This is a genomic window from Streptomyces sp. NPDC102270 (genome assembly GCF_044766405.1).
In the GTDB taxonomy this organism is placed as follows: Bacteria; Actinomycetota; Actinomycetes; order Streptomycetales; family Streptomycetaceae; genus Streptomyces.
In genome coordinates, this window is sequence record NZ_JBIWLX010000015.1 from 1 (window position 1) to 26,043 (window position 26,043).

At 71.0% G+C, this 26,043-nt stretch carries 26 protein-coding genes and 1 pseudogene; 16 read left to right on the top strand and 11 right to left on the bottom strand.

Features of this window, described 5'->3' with window-relative positions:
• From ACIRP7_RS29905 to ACIRP7_RS29925, 5 genes are all read left to right on the top strand, one after another.
• The coding region (locus ACIRP7_RS29905; RefSeq protein WP_403665521.1) for an alpha-glucosidase C-terminal domain-containing protein at positions 1 to 711 on the top strand (711 nt) is incomplete at its 5' end.
• Positions 708 to 2,426 (top strand): maltose alpha-D-glucosyltransferase, encoded by a 1,719-nt coding sequence (treS, locus tag ACIRP7_RS29910; protein WP_403665523.1) that lies wholly within the window; start codon positions 708 to 710, stop codon positions 2,424 to 2,426. The genes ACIRP7_RS29905 and treS, both read left to right, overlap by 4 nt.
• A gap of 26 nt (positions 2,427 to 2,452) precedes the next feature.
• Positions 2,453 to 3,814 (top strand): maltokinase, encoded by a 1,362-nt coding sequence (locus tag ACIRP7_RS29915; protein WP_403665525.1) that lies wholly within the window; start codon positions 2,453 to 2,455, stop codon positions 3,812 to 3,814.
• Positions 3,815 to 3,817: 3 nt separating this feature from the next.
• Entirely contained in the window at positions 3,818 to 6,025 is a 2,208-nt protein-coding gene (glgB, locus tag ACIRP7_RS29920; protein ID WP_403665527.1) for a 1,4-alpha-glucan branching enzyme, read from the top strand.
• 107 nt (positions 6,026 to 6,132) lie between these two features.
• Positions 6,133 to 7,221, top strand: coding sequence for a glutamate--cysteine ligase (locus tag ACIRP7_RS29925; protein WP_403665529.1), 1,089 nt, complete (start codon positions 6,133 to 6,135; stop codon positions 7,219 to 7,221).
• Between the two features lie 3 nt (positions 7,222 to 7,224).
• On the opposite strand, the gene ACIRP7_RS29930 is transcribed toward ACIRP7_RS29925, so the two are convergent.
• Positions 7,225 to 7,458, bottom strand: a complete 234-nt coding sequence (locus ACIRP7_RS29930) for a DUF6480 family protein (RefSeq protein WP_403665531.1) — start codon at positions 7,456 to 7,458, stop codon at positions 7,225 to 7,227.
• 152 nt (positions 7,459 to 7,610) lie between these two features.
• Here ACIRP7_RS29930 and ACIRP7_RS29935 point away from each other — a divergent pair, with 152 nt between their 5' ends.
• Both ACIRP7_RS29935 and ACIRP7_RS29940 read left to right on the top strand, forming a co-directional pair.
• The gene (locus ACIRP7_RS29935; protein WP_403665533.1) at positions 7,611 to 9,515 is read left to right on the top strand and encodes an AMP-dependent synthetase/ligase; all 1,905 of its coding nucleotides are present in this window, start codon (positions 7,611 to 7,613) and stop codon (positions 9,513 to 9,515) included.
• Positions 9,516 to 9,667: 152 nt separating this feature from the next.
• A complete protein-coding gene (locus ACIRP7_RS29940; protein WP_403665960.1) occupies positions 9,668 to 10,072 on the top strand; it encodes an ATP-binding protein in 405 nt (134 codons plus the stop codon).
• Positions 10,073 to 10,087: 15 nt separating this feature from the next.
• Here the strand turns inward: ACIRP7_RS29940 and ACIRP7_RS29945 are convergent, their stop codons facing one another.
• Positions 10,088 to 10,447 (bottom strand): PRC-barrel domain containing protein, encoded by a 360-nt coding sequence (locus ACIRP7_RS29945; protein ID WP_403665535.1) that lies wholly within the window; start codon positions 10,445 to 10,447, stop codon positions 10,088 to 10,090.
• A gap of 278 nt (positions 10,448 to 10,725) precedes the next feature.
• Between ACIRP7_RS29945 and ACIRP7_RS29950 the strand changes: the two genes are divergently transcribed.
• From ACIRP7_RS29950 to ACIRP7_RS29960, 3 genes are all read left to right on the top strand, one after another.
• Positions 10,726 to 12,093 carry an NAD(P)/FAD-dependent oxidoreductase gene (locus ACIRP7_RS29950; RefSeq protein ID WP_403665537.1) on the top strand — a complete coding sequence of 456 codons (1,368 nt, stop codon included), beginning with the start codon at positions 10,726 to 10,728 and terminating at the stop codon, positions 12,091 to 12,093.
• 94 nt (positions 12,094 to 12,187) lie between these two features.
• Entirely contained in the window at positions 12,188 to 12,400 is a 213-nt protein-coding gene (locus ACIRP7_RS29955; protein ID WP_403665539.1) for a DUF4287 domain-containing protein, read from the top strand.
• A gap of 61 nt (positions 12,401 to 12,461) precedes the next feature.
• Positions 12,462 to 14,693, top strand: coding sequence for an FUSC family protein (locus tag ACIRP7_RS29960; RefSeq protein WP_403665541.1), 2,232 nt, complete (start codon positions 12,462 to 12,464; stop codon positions 14,691 to 14,693).
• Positions 14,694 to 14,701: 8 nt separating this feature from the next.
• On the opposite strand, the gene ACIRP7_RS29965 is transcribed toward ACIRP7_RS29960, so the two are convergent.
• From ACIRP7_RS29965 to ACIRP7_RS29985, 5 genes are all read right to left on the bottom strand, one after another.
• A complete protein-coding gene (locus ACIRP7_RS29965) occupies positions 14,702 to 15,136 on the bottom strand; it encodes a hypothetical protein (RefSeq protein WP_403665543.1) in 435 nt (144 codons plus the stop codon).
• Between the two features lie 28 nt (positions 15,137 to 15,164).
• On the bottom strand, positions 15,165 to 15,998 hold the full coding sequence (locus ACIRP7_RS29970) for a DUF1206 domain-containing protein (RefSeq protein ID WP_403665545.1): 834 nt from the start codon (positions 15,996 to 15,998) through the stop codon (positions 15,165 to 15,167).
• Positions 15,999 to 16,053: 55 nt separating this feature from the next.
• A complete protein-coding gene (locus ACIRP7_RS29975; protein WP_403665547.1) occupies positions 16,054 to 16,272 on the bottom strand; it encodes a DUF5133 domain-containing protein in 219 nt (72 codons plus the stop codon).
• 21 nt (positions 16,273 to 16,293) lie between these two features.
• Positions 16,294 to 17,151, bottom strand: coding sequence for a SigB/SigF/SigG family RNA polymerase sigma factor (locus ACIRP7_RS29980; RefSeq protein ID WP_403665549.1), 858 nt, complete (start codon positions 17,149 to 17,151; stop codon positions 16,294 to 16,296).
• 204 nt (positions 17,152 to 17,355) lie between these two features.
• The gene (locus tag ACIRP7_RS29985; protein ID WP_403665551.1) at positions 17,356 to 17,799 is read right to left on the bottom strand and encodes an ATP-binding protein; all 444 of its coding nucleotides are present in this window, start codon (positions 17,797 to 17,799) and stop codon (positions 17,356 to 17,358) included.
• Between the two features lie 216 nt (positions 17,800 to 18,015).
• Here ACIRP7_RS29985 and ACIRP7_RS29990 point away from each other — a divergent pair, with 216 nt between their 5' ends.
• The 3 genes and pseudogenes from ACIRP7_RS29990 (at position 18,016) to ACIRP7_RS30000 (ending at position 19,513) form a co-directional block, all read left to right on the top strand.
• Entirely contained in the window at positions 18,016 to 18,225 is a 210-nt protein-coding gene (locus ACIRP7_RS29990) for a hypothetical protein (protein WP_352385857.1), read from the top strand.
• A 220-nt stretch (positions 18,226 to 18,445) separates the two neighbouring features.
• Positions 18,446 to 18,798, top strand: a pseudogene (locus tag ACIRP7_RS29995) (ornithine decarboxylase); the annotation flags it as partial.
• Between the two features lie 259 nt (positions 18,799 to 19,057).
• Positions 19,058 to 19,513, top strand: a complete 456-nt coding sequence (locus ACIRP7_RS30000) for a cyclic nucleotide-binding domain-containing protein (RefSeq protein ID WP_403665553.1) — start codon at positions 19,058 to 19,060, stop codon at positions 19,511 to 19,513.
• Between the two features lie 15 nt (positions 19,514 to 19,528).
• On the opposite strand, the gene ACIRP7_RS30005 is transcribed toward ACIRP7_RS30000, so the two are convergent.
• Both ACIRP7_RS30005 and ACIRP7_RS30010 read right to left on the bottom strand, forming a co-directional pair.
• Positions 19,529 to 20,827 carry an MFS transporter gene (locus tag ACIRP7_RS30005; RefSeq protein WP_403665555.1) on the bottom strand — a complete coding sequence of 433 codons (1,299 nt, stop codon included), beginning with the start codon at positions 20,825 to 20,827 and terminating at the stop codon, positions 19,529 to 19,531.
• Between the two features lie 110 nt (positions 20,828 to 20,937).
• Entirely contained in the window at positions 20,938 to 21,555 is a 618-nt protein-coding gene (locus tag ACIRP7_RS30010; protein ID WP_403665557.1) for a LysE/ArgO family amino acid transporter, read from the bottom strand.
• Positions 21,556 to 21,627: 72 nt separating this feature from the next.
• Between ACIRP7_RS30010 and ACIRP7_RS30015 the strand changes: the two genes are divergently transcribed.
• On the top strand, positions 21,628 to 22,515 hold the full coding sequence (locus ACIRP7_RS30015; RefSeq protein ID WP_403665559.1) for a LysR family transcriptional regulator ArgP: 888 nt from the start codon (positions 21,628 to 21,630) through the stop codon (positions 22,513 to 22,515).
• Here the strand turns inward: ACIRP7_RS30015 and ACIRP7_RS30020 are convergent.
• Entirely contained in the window at positions 22,498 to 23,232 is a 735-nt protein-coding gene (locus ACIRP7_RS30020; protein ID WP_403665561.1) for a TetR/AcrR family transcriptional regulator, read from the bottom strand. The genes ACIRP7_RS30015 and ACIRP7_RS30020 overlap by 18 nt on opposite strands.
• A gap of 120 nt (positions 23,233 to 23,352) precedes the next feature.
• On the opposite strand from ACIRP7_RS30020, the gene ACIRP7_RS30025 reads away from it, so the two are divergent.
• Together ACIRP7_RS30025 and ACIRP7_RS30030 are read left to right on the top strand one after the other, a co-directional pair.
• Positions 23,353 to 24,573, top strand: a complete 1,221-nt coding sequence (locus tag ACIRP7_RS30025) for a saccharopine dehydrogenase family protein (protein ID WP_403665563.1) — start codon at positions 23,353 to 23,355, stop codon at positions 24,571 to 24,573.
• A gap of 111 nt (positions 24,574 to 24,684) precedes the next feature.
• A complete protein-coding gene (locus ACIRP7_RS30030; protein ID WP_403665565.1) occupies positions 24,685 to 24,936 on the top strand; it encodes a WhiB family transcriptional regulator in 252 nt (83 codons plus the stop codon).
• A gap of 636 nt (positions 24,937 to 25,572) precedes the next feature.
• On the opposite strand, the gene ACIRP7_RS30035 is transcribed toward ACIRP7_RS30030, so the two are convergent.
• The gene (locus ACIRP7_RS30035; RefSeq protein WP_403665567.1) at positions 25,573 to 26,022 is read right to left on the bottom strand and encodes a DUF6098 family protein; all 450 of its coding nucleotides are present in this window, start codon (positions 26,020 to 26,022) and stop codon (positions 25,573 to 25,575) included.
• Between the last annotated feature and the right edge of the window lie 21 nt (positions 26,023 to 26,043).

Below are 26,043 nucleotides of genomic sequence, written 5' to 3' on the forward strand. Positions count from 1 at the left end.
CTGGCGCAGATCGGCTTCCAGCAGTCGTACACGTACTACACCTGGCGCACCACCAAGCAGGAGCTCACCGAGTACCTGACGGAGCTCTCGGGTGAGGCGGCCTGCTACATGCGGCCGAACTTCTTCACCAACACCCCCGACATCCTGCATGAATTCCTGCAGCACGGCGGCCGTCCGGCGTTCGCGTTGCGCGCCGTCCTGGCCGCCACCCTCTCCCCCACGTGGGGCATCTACTCCGGCTACGAACTCGCGGAGAACACCCCGGTCCGCGAGGGTAGCGAGGAGTACCTGGACTCGGAGAAGTACCAGCTCAAGGCCCGCGACTGGGACCGCGAGGACAGCCTCGCCCCCCTGATCACCCAGCTCAACACCAGCAGGCGCCGCCACCCCGCCCTCCAGCGCCTGCGGAACATCCGCTTCCACCACACCGACAACGACGCGGTCATCGCCTACAGCAAGCGCACCGGTGACGACACGGTTCTGGTGGTCGTGAACCTCGATCCGCACCACACCCAGGAGGCCACGGTCTCGTTGGACATGCCGCAACTCGGCCTGGAATGGCACGAGTCCCTGTCCGTCCACGACGAACTGACGGGTGAGACCTACCGCTGGAGCAGAAACAACTACGTGCGCCTGGAGCCCGGCCGGGCACCCGCGCATCTGTTCCAGGTCCAGAGGTCGGCACCGCAGATCGGAGGATCCACAGCGTGACTGTCAACGAGCCCGTCCACGACACCTTCGAGGACACCCCGGCCAAGGACCGGGACCCCGACTGGTTCAAGCGCGCGGTCTTCTACGAGGTGCTGGTCCGCTCCTTCCAGGACAGCAACGGCGACGGTGTCGGCGACCTCAAGGGCCTGACCGCCAAGCTGGACTATCTCCAGTGGCTCGGTGTCGACTGCCTGTGGCTGCCGCCGTTCTTCAAGTCACCGCTCCGGGACGGCGGCTACGACGTCGCCGACTACACCGCCGTGCTGCCGGAGTTCGGTGACCTCGCCGACTTCGTGGAGTTCGTCGACGCCGCCCACCAGCGCGGCATGCGGGTCATCATCGACTTCGTCATGAACCACACCAGCGACCAGCACCCGTGGTTCCAGGAGTCCCGCAGGGACCCCGACGGCCCCTACGGCGACTACTACATGTGGGCCGACGACGACAAGCAGTACCAGGACGCCCGGATCATCTTCGTCGACACCGAGGCCTCCAACTGGACCCACGACCCGGTCCGCGGCCAGTACTACTTCCACCGCTTCTTCTCGCACCAGCCGGACCTCAACTACGAGAACCCTGCCGTCCAGGAGGAGATCCTGGCCGCCCTCCGCTTCTGGCTCGACCTCGGCATCGACGGCTTCCGCCTCGACGCGGTCCCCTATCTGTACGCGGCCGAGGGCACCAACTGCGAGAACCTGCCCGCCACTCACCAGTTCCTGAAGCGGGTCCGCAAGGAAATCGACGCGATGTACCCGGACACGGTGCTCCTCGCGGAGGCGAACCAGTGGCCGGAGGACGTGGTCGACTACTTCGGCGACTACCAGGCCGGCGGCGACGAATGCCACATGGCGTTCCACTTCCCGGTCATGCCGCGCATCTTCATGGCGGTCCGCCGGGAGTCCCGCTACCCGGTCTCGGAGATCCTCGCCAAGACCCCGGCCATCCCACAGAACTGCCAGTGGGGCATCTTCCTGCGCAACCACGACGAGCTGACCCTGGAAATGGTCACCGACGAGGAACGCGACTACATGTGGGCCGAGTACGCCAAGGACCCGCGGATGCGCGCCAACATCGGCATCCGGCGGCGGCTCGCCCCCCTGCTCGACAACGACCGGGACACGATCGAGCTGTTCACCGCCCTGCTGCTGTCCCTGCCCGGCTCGCCGATCCTCTACTACGGGGACGAGATCGGCATGGGCGACAACATCTGGCTCGGCGACCGGGACGCGGTCCGCACCCCGATGCAGTGGACCCCCGACCGCAACGCGGGCTTCTCCACGGCCGACCCGGGCCGGCTCAACCTGCCGATCATCATGGACCCGGTCTACGGGCACCAGGTCACCAACGTCGAGGCGTCGATGGCCTCGCTGTCCTCCCTGCTGCACTGGACCCGCCGGATGATCGAGATCCGCAAGCAGAACCCGGCATTCGGTCTCGGCACCTTCACCGAGCTGCACTCCTCCAACCCGGCGGTGCTGGCCTTCCTGCGGGAGTACGAGGACGACCTGGTCCTGTGCGTGAACAACTTCTCCCGATTCGCGCAGCCCACAGAACTGGATCTGCGCGCGTTCGACGGCCGGCACCCGGTCGAGCTGTTCGGCGGGGTGCGCTTCCCGGCCATCGGTGAACTGCCGTATCTGCTGACCCTCGGCGGGCACGGCTTCTACTGGTTCCGGCTCTCCCGAGTCGCATCCCGCATCGGCCGACGCCTTTGAGCGTGCCGACGAAAGGACGCGTCACCATGCCGAAGACCGCACCCCTCAGCCCGAGACCCGCGCCCGCGGCCGATCTCATGGCCTCGCTCGGCGACCTGCTGCGCCAATGGCTGCCGCGGCAACGCTGGTTCGCGGGCAAGGACCGGCCTGTGAGCGAGCTCGGTCTGCTGTCGATGACCGAGCTGTTCCCGGGCTGTCTGCATCTGCTGGTCCACACCGGTCACGGCGGGGTGCCCGCGCCGGGCGGCGGCGCCCCGGCGGGCGACTGCTACCAGTTGCTGCTCGTTGTGCGCAAACACCTCTTGCCGCGTCTCGGGCGCGCCCTCATCGGCCGTGCGGAGCAGGGCCCCTTGGCCGGTCTCACGGTGTACGACGCCCTGCACGACCCGCGCTCGGCACAACTGCTGCTCGAGCGGCTCCGGCATCCCGGCACGGCCGGTCCGCTGCGCTTCGAGCGCGCCCCCTCGGTGCCGGTGCCCGCCGGTCTCCCGCCACGGCTGCTGGAGGCCGAGCAGTCGAACACCTCGCTGGTGTACGGCGACGAGTTCATCCTGAAGCTCTTCCGCCGCATCCAGCCCGGCGTCAATCCGGACCTGGAGGTGCCGGCCGCGCTGGCCGGACAGGGCTGCCGCCGGGTGCCGGCGCCGGTCGCCTGGTTCCGGACCACGCATCCGCAGGAGGCCACGCTCGGCGTGCTCCAGCCGTATCTGCGCGACGCGTCAGACGGCTGGGCGCTGGCGCTCCAGGCGCTCGCCTCGGGTGACGACTTCACCGTGCAGGCGCACGAACTGGGGCGGGCCATGGCGGAGGTGCACCTCGCGCTGGCCGCCGCCTTCCCCGGCAGCGGCCACGACGACAACGCCTCCACGGCGGCCGCGATGACCGAACGCCTGGACTCCGCCGCGCACAGCGTGCCGGCACTGCGACCGTTCGTCCCCGGCCTGCGCACCGCCTTCGCCGCGCTCGCCACCTGCGACTCCGGGCCGCCCGCGCAGCGCGTCCACGGGGACCTGCACCTGGGTCAGGTGCTGCGCGCGGGCCGCGAGTGGTTCGTCATCGACTTCGAGGGCGAGCCGTCGCGCCCGCTCGCCGACCGGTGCACCGCCCAGTCCCCGGTCCGGGACATCGCGGGCATGCTGCGCTCCTTCGACTACGCGGCCCGGCAGCGCCGGCCCTGGCGCCCGGAGTGGGCGCGCCGCTGCCGGGAGGCCTTCTGTGGGGGCTATGCCGCTCTCGCCGGATGGGATCCGCGCAAGAAACACGGGCTGCTGCGCGCCTACGAGACCGACCGGGCCGTCTACGAGGTCCTGTACGAAGCACGACACCGGCCGGACTGGCTGCCCGTGCCCATGGCGGCGATCGAACGCCTCGCCGTGAGAGGAGACTGAGCCGTGGCTTTGCGCGACACCTCACTGCCCGAGCCGTCCGGACCTGCGCCCTGTGCCCCGGCCCCCGCGCTCGACCCCGCGGACCGGAGCCGCCTGCTGGCCGGCGCCCACCACGACCCGCACGCCCTGCTCGGCGCCCACCCGGTCGAGGGCGGGGTCGTTTTCCGGGCGCTGCGCCCCTTCGCCCGCGCGGTGAGCGTCGTGATCGACGGCGAGCGCAGACGGCTGGCGTCGGAGGGCGACGGTCTCTTCTCCGGTGTGCTGTCCCTCGACGCGATCCCCGACTACACGCTGCTGGTGGCGTACGCGGACGGCGAACAGGAGGTGCACGACCCCTACCGCTTCCTGCCCGCGCTCGGCGAGACCGACCTCCATCTCATCCGCGAGGGCCGCCACGAGCAGCTGTGGAAGGCGCTCGGCGCCGAGCCCATGACCCACGAGGGAGTGACCGGCACCCGCTTCACGGTCTGGGCGCCCAACGCCCAGGGCGTCCGGGTGGCCGGGGAGTTCACCTTCTGGGACGGACAGCAGTTCCCGATGCGCTCGCTCGGCGCGTCCGGAGTGTGGGAGCTGTTCCTGCCCGGGATCGGTGAGGGCGCCCGCTACAAGTTCGAGATCACCTCGCGCCACGGCCACCGGTTCCTCAAGTCCGACCCGATGGCACGCAGCACCGAGGTGCCGCCCGCGACCGCGTCCGTGGTGACCTCCTCGCACTTCGAGTGGGGCGACCGGGAGTGGATGGCCAGGCGTGGCGAGATCCCCGTGCACCGGGCGCCGTTCTCGGTCTACGAGGTCCATCTGCCGACCTGGCGCAAGGGTTTGACGTACCGTCAGCTCGCCGAGCAGCTGCCCGCCTACGTCAAGGACATGGGCTTCACCCACGTCGAGCTGATGCCGGTCGCCGAGCACCCCTTCGGCGGCTCCTGGGGCTACCAGGTCACCGGCTTCTACGCCCCGACCTCCCGGCTCGGTACGCCCGACGACTTCAGGTACCTCGTGGACGCCCTCCACCGGGCCGGCATCGGTGTGATCATGGACTGGGTGCCCGCCCACTTCCCGAAGGACGACTGGGCGCTGGCCCGCTTCGACGGGGACCCGCTGTACGAGCCGGGAGACTCCCGGCGGGCCGAGCACCCGGACTGGGGGACGTACGAGTTCGACTTCGGGCGCGTCGAGGTGCGCAACTTCCTGGTCGCGAACGCCGTCTACTGGTGCGAGGAGTTCCACATCGACGGGCTGCGCGTGGACGCGGTCGCCTCGATGCTCTACCTGGACTACTCGCGCGACTCCGGCCAGTGGAGCCCCAACGTGTTCGGGGGGCGGGAGGATCTCGACGCGGTCGCCTTCCTCCAGGAGATGAACGCGACGGTGTACCGCAGGGCGCCGGGTGTCGTCACGATCGCCGAGGAGTCCACGGCCTGGGACGGCGTGACCCGTCCCACGGACAGCGGGGGCCTGGGTTTCGGCCTGAAGTGGAACATGGGCTGGATGCACGACTCCCTCGGCTACATCAGCCATGAGCCGGTGCACCGCAAGTACCACCACAACGAGATGACGTTCTCGATGGTGTACGCGTACAGCGAGAACTACGTGCTGCCGATCTCCCACGACGAGGTCGTCCACGGCAAGCAGGCGCTGGTGTCCAAGATGCCGGGCGACTGGTGGCAGCAGCGCGCCAACCACCGCGCGTATCTCGGCTTCATGTGGGCCCACCCCGGCAAGCAACTCCTCTTCATGGGGCAGGAGTTCGCCCAGGGCGCCGAGTGGTCCGAGTCCCACGGACCCGACTGGTGGCTGCTCGATCCGGCGTACGGGGCCGAGGCCGACCACCGGGGCGTGCGCGACCTCGTGCGCGACCTGAACACGGTCTACCGCGTGACCCCCGCCCTGTGGGAGCGCGACACCGACCCCGGCGGTTTCCGGTGGGTGGTCGGGGACGCGGCCGAGGACAACGTCTTCGCCTTCCTGAGGTTCGACGCGGCGGGCGGTCCGCTGCTCGCGGTCTCCAACCTCTCCCCCGTCGTGCGCGAGGACTACCGCCTCACCGTCCCCGACGGTCTCCCCCTGTGGCAGGAGTCCCTCAACACCGACGCCGCGCGGTACGGCGGCGGCGACATCGTGCGGCGAGACCCGGTCAAGGCGGAGGACGGGGCGCTGCGGCTCACCCTGCCGCCGCTGGCGACGGTGTGGCTGGTCCCGGTGCCCGGCTGAGCCCACAGGCGACGCGGAGGTGTCCGACCGGCCCGAAGGGGCAGTCGGGGTCGTACGAGAACCCGCATCCTCGTTGTCGCCGAGGGCCACAGAAAGGGCTATGTCACGTGCGCACCGTCGGAGTGGAGGAGGAACTCCTCCTGGTCGACCCCGAGACCGGCGAGCCGCAGGCGCTGTCCGCGGCCGTACTCGCGCGGGCCGCGCAGGACGAGCCGGGCCAGGACGTCTTCGAGAAGGAACTGCACAACCAGATGCTGGAGTTCGCCACCCACCCGCAGTCGGGCATGGACGAACTCCGCGCGGAGATCGTGCGCTGCCGCAAGGAGGCCGCCCGGCTCGCCGGCGACAGCGGCTGTGCCGTGGTCTCCCTCGCGACCTCGCCGCTGCCCGTCAGCCCCTCCGTGGGCGTCGGCCGCCGCTACCGGTGGATGGCGGAGCAGTACGGCATCGCCACCCAGGAGCAGCTCGTCATGGGCTGTCATGTCCATGTGTCCGTGGAGTCGGACGAGGAGGCCGTCGCCGTCGTCGACCGGATCCAGCCCTGGCTGACCGTGCTGGCCGCGCTGAGCGCCAACTCGCCCTTCTGGCAGGGCAAGGACTCCGGTTACAGCAGCTACCGCAGCCGGGTGTGGCAGCGCTGGCCCTCGGCCGGTCCGACCGAGCCGTTCCGCTCGGCGGAGCGCTATCACCGGCGGGTCGCGGACATGGTGGCGACCGGCGTCATCCTGGACGAGGGAATGATTTACTTCGACGCCCGGCTGTCCCGGACCTACCCGACGGTGGAGATCCGGGTCTCGGACGTCTGTCTGCACGCGGACACCGCCGCGCTCCTCGCGACCCTCGCCCGCGGGCTGGTGGAGACGGCCGCGCGCGAGTGGCGGGCGGGCAAGGAGCCGGTGACGCACAGTGTGAGTCTGCTGCGGCTGGCGGCCTGGCGGGCCGCGCGCTCCGGCCTCACCGAGGAGCTGCTCCACCCGGCGACGATGCATCGCATGCCCGCCGAGACGGTGGTGCGGGCCCTGTTGGAGCATGTCGAGGACGCGCTCGCCGACAGCGGCGATCTGGACCGGGCGCGCGAATCGTGCGCCGAACTGCTGCGGCGCGGCAACGGCGCCCGGGTGCAGCGTGAGCTGCTGGAGCGCACCGGGAGCCTGCGCAGCGTGGTCACCGAGTGCGTGCGGCTGACTCAGTCGTAGTGCTCACAGGGCCAGGACGACCGCGTACACCAGGAAGAACGCGGCGACGAGGACGACCAGGAGCAGGATCAGGGCCAGCGGCCCCTTGGCCCAGCCCCTGGTCGGGTTGTGCGTCTCCCGCGGGCCGGCCTCGGGCAGGCTGCTCTCGGCGGGCGGGGTCTCGCCCGGCGGTACGCCGCCACCCGGTTCCAGTCCGGTGGTGCGCTCGGGTTCGGGATCGGGGTTCACGTGACTCATGCGGTCCGAGTGCCCCGATCTCGACGAGATCACGGCTGACCGCTTACTTCCGTATTCCAGGTACCACTCGCTCGCGCCTGGGCTAGATTCGAGCACCGCGGATGACCGAACTCGTCCGCGCAGTCACAGCCCGTACACGTCAGGAGCAGCGCATGCGCGACTTCGCCCTCGCTCCCCGGACCATCTCGCGCTCCAGCGGCGGTCTGGCCGACAGCGTGTTCGAGCGGGCGGAGCTGGACCCCACCCTGCCGGTGCTCGCCCGCCGTCCCGAGGGCTCCTCCGGACGCTGGCAGGAGGTCACGGCCGTGGAACTGCGGGACGAGGTGGTGGACCTCGCCAAGGGACTGGTCGCCTCGGGGATCGCGCCGGGGCACCGGGTGGCCATCATGGCGCGCACCCGCTACGAGTGGACGGTTCTCAGCTACGCGCTGTGGACGGTCGGCGCCGAGGTCGTACCGATCTATCCGACGTCCTCGCGCGAACAGGTCGAGTGGATCCTGCGCGACACCGACTGTGTGGCCGTGGTGGTGGAGGACGAGCAGGCGGTCATGACGGTCGGCTCGGTGTGCGCCTCGCTGCCCCGGCTCCGCCACGTCTGGCAGCTGGACGCGGACGCGCTCGAGAACCTGGCGGAGCGGGGCCGGATGATCCCTCTCGCCACGGTCGAGTCGCTGCGCCGTATCGTGCTGCCGGACTCCACGGCGGTCATCGCCTACACCTCCGGCGCCACGGGTCGTCCGCTGGGCTGCGCACTCAGCCACCGCGGCCTCGCGAGCCCCGTCGACACCCTCCTCGAAGGCTGGCGCCAGATCACGGCACCTCCCGGAGAGCAGCCGTCCGTCCTCGCCTTCCTGCCCTTCTCCCATGTGTACGGCCTCATGATCCAGGGCGTGTGCATCCGCGGCGGTCTGCTCATGGCCCACGAACCCGATCCGAGCGAGGAGGCGCTGGCGGCCGCTCTGCAGTCCTTCCGCCCCACCTACTTCTACGCCGTCCCCTCCGTCTTCGAGAAGATCTACAAGAACTTCCTGCGCGCCGCCCAGCAGTCGGGCCGCGGCGCCCTGTTCGAGCGGGCCGCCGACACGGCACGGGACTTCGCCCTGGCCTGCGAGCGGCAGCGGCTGGGTGAGGGCCCCGGCCCCGGGTTCGACCTGCGGCTCCAACACGCCCTGTACGAGCGGACGGTGTACCGCAGACTGCGGGCCGCGATGGGCGGCCGGGCCCGCCGGGCCACCTCGGGCGGCTCCACCCTGGGCCGTGAGCTCTCCCTGTTCTACGAGGGCATCGGCGTCTACGTCCATGACGGATACGGCCTCACGGAGACCTGCGGCGGGATCACCATGCAGCCGCTGGGCCGGGAGAAGTCCGGGACCGTGGGCCAGCCGCTGCCGGGCGTGGATCTCCGGGTGGCGGACGACGGGGAGATCCTGGTGCGCGGGCCGTCGGTCTTCCAGGGCTATGTCCATGACGAGGCCGCGACACGGGCGGCGCTGTACGGCGGTTGGCTGGCCACCGGGGACCTCGGGCAGCTGGACGCCGACGGCTATCTGACGATCACCGGCCGCAAGAAGGACATCATCGTGACCACCAGCGGCAAGAGCGTGGCCCCGGCCGCCCTCGAACACCGGCTGAGGATGCATCCGCTGATCCACCAGGCGGTGGTGGTCGGTGACAACCGGCCCTGCGTGGGCGCCCTGCTCACCCTGGACCCGGTGTTCCTGGACCACTGGCGCGGAGTCCTGGTCGCCCAGCAGGACCCCTCGGCGCGCGGGGCCCGGGAGGAGAACGCGCTGCGGGAGGAGATCGCGCGGGCCGTGGCCGCCGCCAACAGCACGGTCTCGCGCTCGGAGTCGATCCGGGTGTTCCGGGTGCTGTCGGAGCCGTTCGACCTCGCCAACGGCCTGCTGACGCCGTCGATGAAGCTGCGCCGCGACGAGATCGTGCGCCGGTACGCGATGGAGATCGACGCGATGTACCAGGCCCGCTCGGCGAACGCCCGGCGCGGTCCGACGGAGGACGTGCTGGGCTGGGACGACTCGGACGACGTGTTCCGGTGAAACCTCGCCGTCCGCCGCGTTCCCCGAGGTGAGGACGATTGGGCGGCCCGCCCTCGGGAACACGGCTCAGTGGCGACATGAGAGAGTACGAAGAATCCGCTGACGCCGGGTCGTGAGAGCGGCACGGCACCGAGCCGCATTGGGACGAGACACTGACTTCCGAGGCGATTCCGAGCCGCACCACCCGTTTCGCGGGCGAGCCGCATTGCGTGACGGGTGCGCGGCTCGCCGCTGAGGAATTCCTGGGCGACCTCGGCCAGAGCGTGCCGCCCACGACTCCCGAGCACTGGGACGACATCCTGCTGGTGGTCACCGAACTCGCCGCCAACGCCGTCCAGTACGCCCCCGGCCCCTTCGTCCTGCGGATGCGCCGCACCTTCGACGGTGTGCACGTGACGCTGCGCGACACCAACCCGACGCCGCCCGCCCCCCGTTCCTTCGATCCGCGCACGGGCGGCGGCGGCATCGGCTGGCACCTGGTCCACGCGCTGTGCGACCAGGTCAGCGTGGTGACGGACGAGCGCGGCAAGGACGTCCACGTCTTCCTGCCGTGGTGACCTGGCCCGCTTCGGTCAGGCGGTGGCCGTGAGACCCAGATAGTAGGCACCGACCGCCGCGAGGTACTCACGGTCCCTGGTCTCGCTGTCGGTGCGGAAGCGGGGGGCCGCCTTCACCTCCGACCCGGTGCAGGCCAGGGTGACCCGCCGGTCATGGGTGTCGACGCGGGTGACGACACCGACCGGGACCAGGACGCTGCGGCCGAAGATCCAGACACCGGTGTCGACGACGAGGTGCTCCATTCCGTCGGGGGCGGCCTGCCGGTCCACGTGTCCGATCGCGCCGTCGCTCGCGACGACGCTGAAGCCCGTCAGGTCCTGTCCCTCGACGTAACCGCTGTCCGGCACGTACGACCAGATTCTGTCGGTGGTCACGCTGCTCCTTCCCTCCCGAGCGCTGCACGGACCCCGCTCTCCACTGCGAGCGGGCCCACAGCACCCCAATACCCTTCTGCCGCACACGCATTCGGCTACGGGCACCCTCACAAGCGGTTTCCCCGCGTCCGGTCCGCGCACCTCCTTCACCTTTCTCCCGGTGCACTTTCGGGCGCGGGCGGGCATGGTGGTCCTCGACGCATTCGTCGCGCCCGCACGGGCACACGAAGGGCGTTCGAGGCAGAACCGCCTGGAGCCGCAGAAAGGGATGAAACACCGTGACACGACCCAGGATCCTGGTGGTTGGCGCCGGCTTCGCCGGAGTCGAATGCGTTCGCCGCCTGGAACGGAAACTCTCCCCGGACGAAGCCGACGTCACCCTGGTGACGCCGTTCGCCTACCAGCTCTATCTCCCACTGCTGCCCCAGGTCGCCTCCGGCGTGCTGACGCCCCAGTCGATCGCCGTCTCGCTGCGCCGCAGCAAGAAGTACCGCACCCGGATCATCCCGGGCGGCGCGATCGGCGTGGACCTCAAGTCCAAGGTCTGCGTGGTCCGCACCATCACCGACGAGATCGTCAACGAGCCCTACGACTACATCGTGCTGGCTCCCGGCAGCATCACCCGCACCTTCGACATCCCCGGTCTCACCGAGCACGCCTTCGGCATGAAGACCCTCGCCGAGGCCGCCTACATCCGCGACCACGTCATCTCCCAGCTCGACCTCGCGGACGCCAGCCATGACCCGGACGAGCGGGCGGCCCGGCTGCAGTTCGTGGTCGTCGGCGGCGGATACGCCGGCACCGAGACCGCCGCCTGTCTGCAGAAGCTCACTCACGCGGCGGTCAAGCGCTACCCGCGCATCGACCCGTCGCTGATCAAGTGGCATCTGATCGACATCGCCCCGAAGCTGATGCCGGAGCTGGGCGACAAGCTGGGGCGCAGTGCGCAGGAGATCCTGCGCCGGCGCGGCATCGACGTCTCGCTCGGTGTCTCGATCGAGAAGGCGGGCCCCGAGGAGGTCACCTTCACCGACGGCCGGGTGATCCCTACCCGGACCCTGATCTGGACGGCCGGGGTCGTCGCCAGTCCGCTCATCGCGACGCTCGGCGCCGAAACGATTCGCGGCCGACTCGCCGTCACCGCCGAGATGACCCTGCCGGGCCAGGACGGCGTCTTCGCGCTCGGTGACTCGGCCGCCGTGCCGGACAAGGCCAAGGACGACGACAGCGCGATCTGCCCGCCCACGGCGCAGCACGCCATGCGCCAGGGCAAGGTGGTCGCCGACAACGTCATCGCGACGCTGCGGGGCCAGGCGCTGAAGCCGTACGTCCACAAGGACCTGGGACTCGTCGTCGACCTCGGCGGCAAGGACGCCGTCTCTAAGCCGCTCGGCATCGAACTGCGGGGCCTGCCCGCCCAGTTCGCCGCCCGCGGCTACCACTGGATGGCGCTGCGCACCAACGTGGCCAAGGTCCGCGTGGCGACGAACTGGACGCTCAACGCCCTCGCCGGCGACGATTTCGTCCGCACCGGCTTCCAGGCCCGCAAGCCCGCCAAACTGAAGGACTTCGAGTACACCGACGCGTACCTGACCCCGGAACAGGTCAGGGCGCAGGTCGAGGGGACACCACGGCTGGACCCGTAGGCGTGACGCGGATCACTCCGGACCGCCGGTCGGTTTCCCGCCGGCCGACGGTCTTAGGAGGGACAGCACAGCGTCCCTCCGAAAGGACATCGTCATGGCCGAGACCGTGAAGGGCCCCGCGAGCTACTTCCCCTCCATCGAGAAGAAGTACGGCCGCCCGATCGCCGAGTGGCAGGACCTCGTCCGCTCCTCGCCGCTGACCCGGCACATGGAGCTGGTCGCCTGGCTGAAGACCGAGCACGGGCTGGGACACGGTCACGCCAACGCCCTGGTGGCCCACACCCTCGGCGAGACCGAGGGCAGGTGATTTTCCCCGCCGTGCCATGCTGGAACGGATCATGACGTGACACGGGAGTGAGTACGGCGGAGTGAACACAGCGAGGCTGCGCGATCGGGTTTCGGCGTCGGACCCGGGGCTGCTCCGGCTGGCCGCGGGTCTGCGCACGGTGGCGGCGATCGCGCTCACGCTGGCCGTGCTCGGTCTGCTGGGGATGAGCGTCCCGCACCTGGTGGCCGGCGCCATCGCGGCGATGGTCGCGACCTTCGCCATCCGGGAGAAGCAGCGTACCCAGCAGGCAGTGACCCTCGCCCTGGGCCTCCCGGTGGCCGTGGCCTCGATGTCACTGGGCGCACTGCTGAGTTCCCGGGTGCTGGCCGGCGACCTCTTCTTCGTCGCGCTGATCTTCTGCGCCGTCTACGGCCGCCGCTTCGGTGAGCGCGGCACCACGCTCGGCCTGATCGGCTTCCAGGTCTACTTCGTGTCCCTGTTCGTCGGCGCCACCGTCTCCGGGCTGCCCGAGCTGTACGGCGTCCTCGGCGTCGCCTTTCTGTGCAGCGCGGCGGCACGCTTCCTGCTGGTGCCGGAGACCCCCGCGGGCCTCCTCGAACGCCTGCGGGAGGCGTTCCGGGTCCGGCTGGCCCAGCTGGTCTCCGCGCAGCTCCGGCTGCTGGACGCCGGGCCCGAGGAGATCGACGAGGCGCTGAAGGACGTACGCGAGGGCACCGCGCGGCTGCACGAGACCGCGCTGATGATCCAGGGGCGACTGGAGGAGGGGACCTCCGACGCGGGCGCGGCGCGACTCGTGCAGCGGCGGATCGCGGACGCCGAGATCACCGCCGAGCGGCTCGGGCTGTTGCTGCTGAGCGCCCGCAGTTCCGAGCGCGCGGACACCCTCACCCTGCATCTGCCGGGTGCGCCGGCCCCGCGGACGGACCGGATGCCCGGCCGGGACGAGGCGATGGCCACGGTGCGCCGGGACCTGGAGGCGCTGCGGCTGCTGGTGCTGCGCCCGGTCGCCGCCGGATCCAGCACGGCCCTGTCCCAGGTCCGCAACCGGCTGCTCGGCTACCGCGAGGAGGAGAACCTGCCGCCCGCGCCGCCCGCCGTCCAGGACGTGTTCCGGGGCGTCGGCGAGGCCGCCCGCGCGGTCCTGGGCCTGCGGATCGCCCTGGACGGCCCGCAGGACGAGTCGGACGACTCCCCCGCGACGACTCGTTCGCGCGAGGAGCTGGACGCCGAGGACGCCGTCATCGACGCCCGCGAGGAGGACGGCGGGACGCAGGACGAGCTCACCGGGCTCAGGCGGCCCACGACCCGGGCCGCGGTGCAGGTCGCCGTGGGGTCCTCGCTCGCCATCGTCGGGGGCGAGTTCCTCTCCAGTCAGCGCTGGTACTGGGCCGTGCTGACCTGCTGGATCGTCTTCATCAACACCGCGTCCACGGGCGAGATCCTGGTCAAGGGCTACCGCCGACTGCTGGGTACCGTCCTCGGCGTGGTCGCCGGGATCGTGCTGGCGGGGGCGGTCGGGCAGCACACCTGGACGGCGTTCGCCCTGGTACTGGTCCTGGTGTTCGCGATGTTCTACACCGCGCCGCTCTCCTACACCCTGATGTCGTTCTTCGTCACCGCGGCGCTGGGGCTGCTCTACACCCTGCTGCACACCTACAGCTTCTCGGTGCTGGTACTGCGCGTGGAGGAGACCGCGCTCGGCGCGGCCTGCGGGGTGATCGCGGCGGCGTTCGTCCTGCCGGTGCGCACGGACCGCCGTACCAACGAACTGCTCGTGACCGTCCTGGAGCGGCTCGACGAGGTCACCGAGGCCGCCGTGGACCAGCTCAGCGGCGGCTCCCCCGCCGACCTGCTCGACCGGGCACGCGACCTGGACCAGGCGCTGGCCGACCTGCGGGCGGCCACCCGGCCCCTCACCCACCCGATCACGCCACTGCGGGCCCGGCGGGACACCGCCCGCTATGTCGTGGCGCTCCTGGAGACCTGCGCGTACCACGCGCGCTCGCTGGCGGCCACGGCCGAACTGCTGCCCACTCATCCCTCGATCGCGGCGGATCCCCGGTTGCGCCGGGCCGGCCGGCGCATCGGGGACAACATCGCGGCCATCGCCGCGCATGTCGCCGACGAGCGCTCCACCGCCCGGGTCGAGACCGGGCCGAGCATCGCGTCGCTGCTGGAGACCGAGGTCCCCGGCACCCCGCGGTTCGGCCGGATCACCGACCGCGTGCTACGGCACGTCCAGCGGCTGGACGAGACCCTGGTGGGCCTGGCCCGGCCGCTGGACGTGCCGGTCGCGGCGCCCCGACGATAGGGCGGCGCTCAGAGGTCGGTGGGCAGACCGCTCACCTCGGCGATGCCGCGCAGCTCGTCGTCGAGCCGTCGGCGTTCGCGGATGTATTCGGCGATCTCACCGAGGCGGACCGGGTCGGAGGCCGTGTCCGCGTCGGTGACCACCCGGATCGGGCCGGCGCTGTCGTCGACATGGAGTTCGATCACCTGGTTGTCCATACGGCCGGTCACCGCCGTGGCGATGACCAGAGCGGCCTCGTCGCGGATCTCCTGGGGCAGCCCGTCCTGCCGGCTGTCCTCGAGCGCGAAGTCCAGCGCGGGCAACTGATGCTCGTCGATCGCCCGCAGCACCGGACGGACCACGTCGAGCAGCAGCTCGTAGTCCTCCGAGGCCATACGGATGCGCAACAGATTCAGGTAGACGTCCACGGGCCTGCCGTCGGACGGAAGCTCGGGTTCGTTCATGCACCCCGGGTTCCCCGTATGCCGCGGCTCAGACCCTGCGCCAACGGGCCATCGCGAACGAGAACACCCCGAACAGCACCAGCCCGACGGCGACCAGCACGAGCAGCCACGGCCCCATCGGGGTGCCGGCGAACGAGCGGAGCGTGTCGTCGAGGCCCTTCGCCTTGTCGGGCTGGTAGTCGACCGCGGCACGGACGGCGAACGCGCCCGCCGCGGTGAACACCACGCCACGCGCCACTCCGCCGCCGACACCCGTCACATCGACCAGCTTCCTGATCCGCGGGCTCATCTCGGCGAGCTTGAGCTTGTCGTGGAAGGACCTGCGCAGCGCCTGTGCGGCGATCCACACACCGGCTATCGCCACGCCGACGCCCGCGATGCCCACCAGCCACTGCCCGCCGGGCCACTCCAGGACCCGCGCGGTGACGTCCCTGGACTGCTTGTCGCTCGATCCGCCACTGCCGGAACCGACGGTGAAGGCCAGCACGGAGTAGGCGACGAACGCGTAGAAGACGCAGCGGGCCGCCGACAGCAGCCGCTTCGTGGCTTTGCGCCCGTCGGGTCCGACCGCGCCGAACACCACCTCGGACAGTCGCCACAGGGCCATGCCGACGAGCCCGATGCCCAGCGCCCACAGGACGACGGAGCCGAACGGCTTGTCGGCGAGGGCGGCGAGGGCACCGCCGCGGTCGGCCTGGCGCTTGCCGTCGCCGAAGGCGATCTGCAGCGCCAGGACGCCGACCAGCAGGTAGATCACTCCGCGGGCGGTGAATCCCGCGCGGGCGGCGCCCTCCGTGACGGAGCCGCGCGCCGCGCGTCTGGCCTGGATCCGGCCGGTCGTTGCCGTGGAGCTGGTGGTCATATCGGTCTCCTGGAAGTCCGGATGCCGTCCTGGCGGACGGTCACACGGGATGCGGTCAGTCGGCCAGGCGCGCGGGTTCGGACATGGCCGCGAGCAGACGGTGAGCCGTCTCCAGGGCCAGCCGCACGTCTCGCGTGCCGGTGGATACACACAGCGTGTAGGCGAGGTCCCGGGCGCGGGGGCTCGGTTCTGCCGCGTTCGCGGACTCCGCGGCGCGCAGCGTCTCGTACTCCTGTACGAGTTGCCGCAAAAACGTCGGATTGGGTATCAGCATCTGGTTCTCTCCCCCGCGCTCTCAAGCCTCGGTCGGTCCGTCGGCCTGGCGCCGCGAACGGTCGGCCAGTGCCTCGTCGCGCACGCGGGCGCAGCTGCGGCTGATGAGCCGGGAGACGTGCATCTGCGAGATGCCGAGCTGGTCGGCGATGCGGCTCTGTGTCATGTCCTCGAAGAAGCGCATGTAGAGAATGGCGCGCTCGCGCTCGGGCAGCCGGCGCAGACCTTCCTTGGCGGACTCGCGGTCCACCACGATGTCGTACGACGTGTCCGGGCCGCCCAGGGTGTCGGCGAGGCTGTAGCCGTCGTCGCCGGCCGAGAGTTCGGCGTCCAGGGACAGGGTGCTGAAGCTTTCGAGGGCTTCGAGTCCGGTGGTGACCTCTTCCTCGGTCAGGCCGGTGTGGGCCGCGAGGTCGGCGGGCGTCGGTTCGGGGGAACCGGGGTTCTGGGTGAGTTCGCGTCGGGCCACGCGCACCTTGTTGCGCAGTTCCTGCACGCGGCGGGGCACCCGCAGGGCCCACATGCGGTCGCGGAAGTGGCGCTTGACCTCACCGGTGATGGTGGGCACGGCGTAGCTCTCGAAGGCCCCGCGTTCCGGTTCGAACCGGTCGATGGCCTTCACGAGCCCGAGGGCGGCGACCTGGCGCAGGTCCTCGATCGACTCGCCGCGGTCGCGGAACCGGCCCGCGATGCGGTGAGCCATGGGCAGCCAGGCGGTGACGAGTTCGTCGCGCAGGGCATCACGCTCGGGGCCTTCTTCCAGCCCGGCCAGCCGGGCGAAGAGGGCCATGGTGTCGGGGGCGTCGTCGTGCCGCCGCCTGCCGGCGGCGGTGGGGCGGTCCTGGGTGGTGGGACGGCTGGTCGACGTGTCGGTGAGCATGCGGATTCGCTCCTGAAGAACGGGTTCAGGGTCTGACCGCGGGAGGAACGACGCCGGGACCGCCGAAAGGGGCCCACAGCAGCCGTACAGCTCCCGCTGGCGCGCCTCCGGTCCGAAGCACGAAACTGCGTCTGCCCTGCTGTATGGGTCCCAAACTGCGTCAGTGGAACTCCGTTTTCCGGCGGCTTCCCCAGGGGTGCCGGATCAGCTCAGGGGCACCACAGCGGTGATGCACTTGCCGCCCGAAGGCAGGTCGGTCACGCGGACGTCGCGGGCCAGCCGGCACACGATCGGCCAGCCGTGGCCGCCGGGGTGCCACCTGCCCTGCGGGTCCATGGGCGCCTTGGCGACGGGCAGGGCGGCGCTGCGGTCGCTGACCGAGACGGACACGCCCCGGCCCTCGACGGTGACACGGAAGTCGGTGACGCCGCCACCGTGCAGGATGGCGTTGGTGGTGAGTTCCGAGGCGACGAGCAGCGCGTCCGAGAGAGCCTGGGCGTCGCAGGAGGTGTGGGTGGCACGGCAGCGTTCGGACACGGCCCGCTCGACTGCCCGGCGCGCCTCCGCAGGCCGGCGCGGCCTGGGCCGAACGCGGGGACGGGCGACAGGGAGTTCGGGGGCGGCTTCGGTCCTGTGCTCGTCGCACATGACGTGGCTCCTGATCAGTGGATCGAGTGGGGGGTCTCAGGTGGGTGAAACAGAAGCCGGGCCCGGCCGGACCCACGGACACGGTGACCGTGATGTGCGGTGCGCGCCGTCCGTAGGCCTCCAGTAATCGGCTGACCTCTGCACGCCGGGCCAAACCTCCGCCTTTCGGGCGGCACAGGGGGCCATTCGATCGCGTTCCGGGGGTACGCGACCTGCATGACGGATGTCGTGGACTCAGATGAACTGATGCGCCGAATCCAGCGCGCCCGGGCCTGCGCGGCGGAGGAGGAGCAGTCCTGGCGGGCGCGCAGCGACGAGCTGGCACCCTCCGATCCGGAGGGCGCCCGGGACGCCGCCGTACGCACCCTGGCCTACGAGGCGGTGACCCGGGTGCTGGACGAGGTGCTCAGGCCGGGCAGCCGCTGACCGCCGGGCCGTCCGGGCCGTCCGGGCCGGGCACCCGCCGCCCATGACTGTCGATCACACCCGAGCGCCGTTTCTGGAAACCCTGACCGACGACCACCGCCGGAGACAGCTGCCGTTCACCCCGCCGGGACACGAGCAGGCCCGCGGGGCCGACCCGGAGGTGCGGGACGTGCTGGGTGACGCGGTCTTCCTCGGGGACGTGCCGGCGTCGGGCGGTCTGGACGACCGGCTGACCCGGGGGCGGCTGCTGGACCGGGCCGTGGAGCTGTTGATCGGGCGGGACGCATCGGAGTTGGACCCGGCCCCGCGGGTGGAGGTACCACCGCCCGCCGAGCTGCCGGGACGCGTTCTTCGGCCCGACAGAGAATGTGCCGATCACCTCGGCCGCCGGGCGGATCGCGCCGAGATGATCACGCGTACCCGCCGGGGATCCCGGCCGTACTGCCCGGTGAGCTGCTGACCGAGCCCGTACTGGCGTATCTGCGGACCGGACTGGCCGCGGGTCTGAACCTGCCCGACGCCGCCGACGCCGAGCTGAAGACGATCAAGGTCGTCAACGCGTCCGCCGAGTGAAACGGGTCACGCACCCCGGATCCCATTGCGCGAAATCTCCCCGGATGGTTTACGGTTCATTCATACGTGGTGACGGGGTCGACCCACCGTCCTCCGCCACCACCTCTTACTGCCCTGGCTGGCCTCCCCCGTCCAGCCAGGGCTTTTCTCTGCCCGGCGCGGATCCTCGCCTCCGCCGAGGTGCCCCGGACGGCCGCAGCCGCTGAAATGGGGCGTAGGCACAACACCGGAATCCACCGCCGGCGAGGAGCCCCGCGTCATGACCAAAGCGATAAAACTGCTGACCGCCCTACCGCAGCCGCAGCGCCAGAGCCTGATGACGCTCGCCAAGGAGGTCTCCTTCCCCGAGGACGTCCACATCTTCGAGGCGGGCGGTACGGCCGACCGCTTCTGGGTCATCCGCTCCGGAGCGGTCTCGCTGACCCAGCAGGTGACCAGCCACCACCGGGTAGCCGTCGCCACACTCGGCTCGGGCGACCTGCTCGGCTGGTCCTGGCTGTTCCCGCCGTACCGGTGGGACTTCGGCGCGGAGGCGTTCAGTCCCGTGCGGGCTCACGAGTTCGACGCGGCGGCGGTGCTCCGGCTGTGCGAGGAGGACCGGCAGCTCGGCATGATCCTGGTCCGCAGCGTCGCCGAGATCCTCGCCCACCGCCTGGAGACGACCCGGGGCAGGCTGATGGACCAGTACGGCTCCCACCGCAGGAGCGGTCTGTAGAACGCGGTAGCGCTCTCAGACGCGGTAGCGGCGCAGTGCCGGCACGGCGAAGGCCAGCAGCAGCATGACGGCGACGACCAGGACACCGCCGCCGGCGACCGCGGCGCGGGCGCCGAAGACCGAGCCGGCACTGCCGTGCAGGACGTCGGCGAGGCGGGGGCCGCCCGCGACGACGACGGTGAAGACGCCCTGCATCCGGCCGCGCATCTCGTCGGTGGCGGCGGAGAGCAGGATCGCCCCGCGGAAGACCATCGAGACCATGTCGGCGATTCCGGCCACGGCCAGGAACACCACGGCGAGCCACAGACTCCCGCTCAGCCCGAACCCGGTGATGGCCACGCCCCAGGCGACGACCGCGCCGATGACCATCCAGCCGTGTCGGCGCACGCGCGAGAACGTGCCGGAGAACAGCCCGCCGACCACCGCGCCGATCGGGATCGCGGCGAACAGCAGACCCAGCGCGAGCCCTTCGCCGTACGGGGCGTAGGTCTCGGAGGCGAGCTGCGGGAACAGGGCCCGGGGCATGCCGAAGACCATGGCGATGATGTCGGCGAGGAAGGACAGCAGCAGCACCTTGTGCGCGGAGATGTACCGGAAGCCCTCAGCGATCTCGCGTACCCCGGCCCGGCGTACCGGCGAGCCGGCGAGCGGTGGCAGGGCGGGCAGCCGGTACACCGCCCACACCGTGACGCACAGCGCCAAGGCGTCGAGGAGATACAGCTCCGGCAGGCCGATCACCGGGATCAGGACACCCGCGAGCAGCGGGCCCATCACCTGGCCGGTCTGCATGACGGTCGAGCCGAGGGCGTTGGCCGCGGGGAGGTGGTCCTTGGGCACCAGACGGGCGATGGAGGCGTTGCGGGCAGGGGAGTTGAGGCCCCAGAACGCCTGCTGAACCGCGAGCAGGACCATCAGGGCCGCCACCGAGTCGAGCCCGCTGACGGCCTGGAGCCAGAACAGGACCGAGGTGACGGCGATGCCGCTGTTGGTGATCAGGAGGAGCTTGCGGCGGTCCATGGTGTCGGCGACCGCTCCGCCCCACAGCGCGAACACGATCAGCGGCAGCAGTCCGGCCATGCTCGCGGCGCCGACCCAGGCCGAGGAGCCGGTGATGTCGTAGATCTGCTTCGGCACCGCGACGGCGGTGAGCTGGCTGCCGACGGCCGTGACGATGGTCGAACTCCACAGCCGGCGATAGGCCGGGATGCGCAGCGGACGGGTGTCCATCGCCCAGCGACGCCAGCCCCGCCGGGGTGACGGCGCCTCGTCCGGGGCCGGTGTCCTGGGTTCGGTGCTGCTCTCGCCGGTGTCCACGCGCTTCCTGGTTGCTCGTTACATCTAACGGGTCCAGGGTTCACTATCGCAGCATCGTCCAGGAGTCCGGGACGCGGTATCTCAGCTTGTGGACCTGGCCGTTGACGACGTCACGCTCCGGCCACCAGCGTGGCGCCGAGGGCGATCATGGTCACGGCGACCAGTCCGTCGAGCAACCGCCAGGCGGTGGGCCTGGCGAGGAAGCGGCTGAGCAGCCGGGCCCCGAACCCGAGGGCGGCGAACCAGCACAGGCTGGCGAGTACGGCCCCGAGCCCGAAGGTCCAGCGCAGCGGGCCGCGGTCGGCGGCCACGGAACCGAGCAGGAACACGGTGTCGAGGTAGACGTGCGGGTTGAGCCAGGTCATCGCCAGACAGGTCAGTACCGCGCGCTTCCGGGAGCCCGTCGCCTCGCCCTCCGCCCGCAGGCCCGACTCCCCCGGCCTGAGGACCCGGCGGGCGGCGAGGGCGCCGTAGCAGAGCAGGAATCCGCCGCCGATCCAGCCGACCAGGGTCAGCGCGCCCGGCCAGGCGACCACGACGGCGCCGACACCGCCGACGCCGAGAGCGATGAGGAGGGCGTCGGACAGGGCGCAGATGCCGACGACGGCGAGGACCGCGTCGCGGCGGATCCCCTGGCGCAGCACGAAGGCGTTCTGGGCGCCGATGGCGACGATGAGCGAGAGGCCGGTGCCGAAACCGGCGGCAGCGGCGGACAGGGAAGCGGGCATGGCTTCGACGGTACGGAGACGATCACCTCACGTACAGCTAAAGATTCTTACGTATCATTAGCTGTTGTGATAATGACCGAGCTTCCCCTGGATCAGGTGCGGACTCTGCTCGCGGTGGTCGACGAGGGCACGTTCGACGCGGCGGCGGCCGCTCTGCATGTGACGCCTTCGGCGGTGAGCCAGCGGGTGAAGGCACTGGAGCAGCGCACGGGGCGGGTGCTGCTGGTGCGCACCAAACCGGTGCGGCCGACCGAGTCGGGTGAGGTCGTGGTGCGGTTCGCCCGCCAGTTGGCCCGCCTCGAGCGGGACGCGCTCGCCGAGCTGGGCATGCCCGGCGAGGGCGAGGTGACCCGGGTCTCGGTCGCGGTGAACGCTGACTCCCTGGCGACCTGGTTCCTGGGAGCGCTCGGGCGGGTCCCGGAAGCGGAGCGGCTGTGTTTCGAGCTCCGGCGTGAGGACGAGACCCGTACGGCGGAGCTGCTGCGGGAGGGACTGGTGATGGCGGCGGTGACGTCTTCTCCCGAGGCCGTGGCGGGATGTTCCGTACAGGCACTGGGGCGGATGCGGTATCTGGCGGCGGCGAGTCCTGGATTCGTGTCGCGACATCTCGAGGGGTCCTTGTTGGAGGGGCTCACGGAGGCGCCGGTGGTGACGTTCGACCGCAGTGACGACATCCAGGACGGGTTCCTGCGGGAGCTCGGCCGGGGCGGGGCGAGCCGGGCGCGGCACGCGGTGCCCACCTCGGAGGGGTTCGTGGAGGCCGTCACGCTGGGACTGGGGTGGGGGATGGTGCCCGAGGTACAGGCGGGTCCGCTGCTGCGGACCGGGCGGTTGGTCTCGCTGGCGCCGGACCGGCCGGTCGACGTTCCGCTGTACTGGCAGCAGTGGAAGCTGGACTCGCCGGCCCTGGCCGCGGTGGCCGAGGCCGTGACGGCGGCCGCCTCAGAAACCCTTCGCTGACAGTGCCGCCCCTTGACGGGTACTGCCCGCCTGCCTCTCCACACTGTCCAGGAGCATGTCCAGCGCCGTCGGGTACGCGCTGGTGACCATGCGGGTGGCCAGGAGAGGTGCCGCCTCCGCGATGCGGGGGTAACGGTCGCCGGGCAGGTGGGCGTACGTCGAGCGCCACTTGTCCTCGTCGGCGTCCAGCGCCGCGCTCGGGAGCGCCAGGGACGCCGCGTCCAGGGCCGCGAAGGCGAGCGTCTGGTCGATGAAGGCGTGGTAGATCCGCACGGAGTCCGCGAGAGGGAGGCCTGCTCCGCGCAGGATGTCCAGGACCGCCTCGTCCGCGGCCAGTTCGTTGGGCCGGCCGGTGACCCTGCTGGTCGTCAGCACGGCGGCCTGGGGATGGGCGACGTACGCCCCGTGGATGCGCAGGCCCACCTCGCGCAGGTCGTGCCGCCACTCCCCCGTCGGCGCCCAGCCCTCCAGCGCGTGGCCGATCAGGGCGTCACCGATGGCCAGCGTCAGGTCGTCCATGCCGCGGAAGTAGCGGTAGAGCGTGCTCGGGTCGGCGTCCAGGGCCAGGCCCAGGCGGCGGGCGGTGAGGCCGGCGCTGCCGTGTTCGCGGAGCATGCGCAGGGCCGTCTCGACGATCAGCCGCTCGGACAGCACGGTCCCGCTCCTGGTGGGCCTGCGCCGACGGCGTCTGTCCTCGGGGACCACGGGTTTCGGCACGGCTGCCTCCAGACACTCCAGTCCTTATGCCAACGCCATTGACCTTATGTTGGCGCACGGCGTTGTATCTCCGCCAGGGCCCCTGCATCTGCGACCTCGACCCGTCAGGGAGTGTTTGTCATGCGTGTACTGCTCGTGGGCGCCGGGGGCGTCGGCACCGCCATCACCCGGATCGCCGCCCGGCGGCCCTTCTTCGACGCCATGGTCGTCGCCGACTACGACCCGGCCCGTGCCGAGGCCGCGGTGGCCGCGCTCGGCGACCGGTCCGGCCGGTTCCGTGCCGAGCGCGTGGACGCGAGCGACGAGTCGGCCGTGACCGCCCTGCTGGAACAGCACGCCTGCGACGTCCTCCTCAACGCCACCGACCCGCGGTTCGTGATGCCTCTGTTCCGGGCGGCGCGCTCCGCCGGAGCGACCTATGTCGACATGGCGATGTCCCTGTCCCGTCCGCATCCCGAGCGGCCGTACGCGGAGTGCGGGGTCAAGCTCGGCGACGAGCAGTTCGCGCAGGCCGAGGAGTGGGAGAAGGCGGGCGCGCTGGCCCTGGTCGGCATGGGCGTGGAGCCCGGCCTGTCGGACGTCTTCGCCCGGTACGCGGCCGATGAGCTCTTCGACGAGATCGAGGAGATCGGTGTCCGCGACGGTGCGAACCTCACCGTCGACGGCTACGACTTCGCCCCCTCCTTCAGCATCTGGACCACCATCGAGGAGTGCCTCAACCCTCCCGTCGTCTACGAGGCCGAGCGCGGCTGGTTCACGACGGAACCCTTCAGCGAGCCGGAGGTCTTCGACTTCCCCGAGGGCATCGGCCCGGTGGAGTGCGTGAACGTGGAGCACGAGGAGGTGCTGCTCGTCCCCCGCTGGGTCGACGCCCGCCGCGTGACCTTCAAGTACGGCCTGGGCCGCGAGTTCATCGAGACGCTGAGGACACTGCACCTGCTGGGCCTGGACCGCACCGATGCGGTGACCGTGCCCGGTCCGGCGGGGCCGGTCGCGGTCTCGCCACGGGACGTCGTGGCCGCGTGTCTGCCCGACCCGGCGACGCTGGGCGACCGCATGCACGGCAAGACCTGTGCGGGTACCTGGGTGAAGGGTGTCAAGGACGGGGCGCCGCGGGAGGTGTACGTCTACCACGTGGTCGACAACCAGTGGTCCATGGCGGAGTACGGCTGTCAGGCCGTGGTGTGGCAGACCGCCGTGAACCCGGTCGTCGCCCTCGAACTCCTCGCCACCGGCGCCTGGACGGGCGCGGGTGTCCTCGGTCCCGAGGCGTTCGCGGCCCGTCCCTTCCTGGATCTGCTGACCGCCTACGGCTCTCCGTGGGGCGTCCGGGAGCAGTGACCGGACGCGTCCCACGAGACCCGGTTGTTTCACCGCGCATCGACAGGTCACCCGAAAGCGAGTAAATGCATGCACGAGGGCACGTACGACTTCGATCGCAGGTGACTATCGATGGACAACTGGCGAACCCATGCCGCGTGCCGCCGCGAGGACCCGGACCTCTTCTTCCCGATCGGCACCACGGGCCCCGCGCTGGTCCAGACGGAACAGGCCAAGTCGGTCTGCCGGCGCTGCCCCGTCCAGGAGCAGTGTCTGCAGTGGGCACTGGACACGGGGCAGAGCATCGGCGTCTGGGGCGGCACCAGTGAGACGGAACGCCGGTCGCTCGCCCGGCGCGCGGCCGCGCGGAGAAGGGCCGGCTGACCGGGTCCGTTCAGCACGGGTCCGCCGACCACCCTGGGTCGGCACAAGAACGGACGCACCGGGCCCGGTGGACGCCACAGGCCGACCACCGGGCCCGATCAACCCACAGGCCCACCACCGAACCCGGCCAACACACAAGCCACGACCGTGTCCGGCTGGCGCAGGGGCTGGAGACCGGGCCAGGTCAACACCACGCCGACCACCGGACTCGACCGACACCGAGGTAGGCGACGTGGCCCGGTCAACGCCACAGGTCGGCCACCGGGGCCTGGTCAACCCACAGGCCCACCAGGCCCCACCGGCACACAAGCCACCACCGCGTCTTGCCGGCACAAGGGCTGGAGACCGAGTCATGGCCGACCATCGGACTCGGCCGGACAGAGGCCGACGACCGGGCCCGTTCCACGCCAGGGCCCACTACCGGACCCAGCCAACGCACAAGCACACCACCGCGTCCGGCCGACGCAAGGACCAACGACCGGGCCAGGTCAACGCCGGGGCCGACCACCGGACTCGGCCGGCACAGGGCGGCGACCGGGTCAGGTCAACGCGACCACCGACCACCGGACTCGGCCGGCACAGGGGTAGGCGACCAGGCAGGCCCGGTCTACGCGAAAGGCCGACCACCTGGCCCGGTCAGCGGCCCGTGCGGCGCAGTGGGCCCCAGGGGGTCTCCTGCCCGTCCACTGCGGTCCGTGCCTCGTCGATCACCTGGTCGTCGATCCAGCACATCGGGCGCACGTCCGCGACGAGCGGTTCGTTGTCCGGCCCCCGGCCCCGCTCACGCCCCTGGAGGACCCAGGGGCGTACGCCGGGGCCCCTTTCGTGCGGCAGATGGGAGTAGTCGTACAGGCGCCGGGCCACCCACAGCTGCACGGGCCGCCCCTGCCACCAGTCCTCGACGTCGAGCGGGTTCGCCGACAGTCCCGGCAGGGACAGACCCGTGAGTTCGTCGGTGCTGGACGCGCGGGCCAGATCCACCTCGGGACCGCGCGACCAGCGGACGTACAACCGCTCGTGCCGTCCGGTCAGCGCCGCGAGTTCAGCGAGTGTCCGCACCACCGGCATCCCGTCCGCCACGGTCATGACCCGACCTCCCTTTCTCTC

Coding starts and splice junctions, on each gene's coding strand:
- ACIRP7_RS30010 (WP_403665557.1), bottom strand. CDS start 21,555: ATGCCCGCTTCCCTGTCCGCCGCTGCCGCCGGTTTCGGCACCGGCCTC.
- ACIRP7_RS29935 (WP_403665533.1), top strand. CDS start 7,611: ATGCGCGACTTCGCCCTCGCTCCCCGGACCATCTCGCGCTCCAGCGGC.
- ACIRP7_RS29985 (WP_403665551.1), bottom strand. CDS start 17,799: ATGTGCGACGAGCACAGGACCGAAGCCGCCCCCGAACTCCCTGTCGCC.
- ACIRP7_RS29975 (WP_403665547.1), bottom strand. CDS start 16,272: ATGCTGATACCCAATCCGACGTTTTTGCGGCAACTCGTACAGGAGTAC.
- ACIRP7_RS30035 (WP_403665567.1), bottom strand. CDS start 26,022: ATGACCGTGGCGGACGGGATGCCGGTGGTGCGGACACTCGCTGAACTC.
- ACIRP7_RS29965 (WP_403665543.1), bottom strand. CDS start 15,136: ATGAACGAACCCGAGCTTCCGTCCGACGGCAGGCCCGTGGACGTCTAC.
- ACIRP7_RS30015 (WP_403665559.1), top strand. CDS start 21,628: ATGACCGAGCTTCCCCTGGATCAGGTGCGGACTCTGCTCGCGGTGGTC.
- ACIRP7_RS29970 (WP_403665545.1), bottom strand. CDS start 15,998: ATGACCACCAGCTCCACGGCAACGACCGGCCGGATCCAGGCCAGACGC.
- ACIRP7_RS29980 (WP_403665549.1), bottom strand. CDS start 17,151: ATGCTCACCGACACGTCGACCAGCCGTCCCACCACCCAGGACCGCCCC.
- ACIRP7_RS29955 (WP_403665539.1), top strand. CDS start 12,188: ATGGCCGAGACCGTGAAGGGCCCCGCGAGCTACTTCCCCTCCATCGAG.
- ACIRP7_RS29990 (WP_352385857.1), top strand. CDS start 18,016: ATGACGGATGTCGTGGACTCAGATGAACTGATGCGCCGAATCCAGCGC.
- ACIRP7_RS30030 (WP_403665565.1), top strand. CDS start 24,685: ATGGACAACTGGCGAACCCATGCCGCGTGCCGCCGCGAGGACCCGGAC.
- ACIRP7_RS30000 (WP_403665553.1), top strand. CDS start 19,058: ATGACCAAAGCGATAAAACTGCTGACCGCCCTACCGCAGCCGCAGCGC.
- ACIRP7_RS29930 (WP_403665531.1), bottom strand. CDS start 7,458: ATGAGTCACGTGAACCCCGATCCCGAACCCGAGCGCACCACCGGACTG.
- ACIRP7_RS30025 (WP_403665563.1), top strand. CDS start 23,353: ATGCGTGTACTGCTCGTGGGCGCCGGGGGCGTCGGCACCGCCATCACC.
- ACIRP7_RS29915 (WP_403665525.1), top strand. CDS start 2,453: ATGCCGAAGACCGCACCCCTCAGCCCGAGACCCGCGCCCGCGGCCGAT.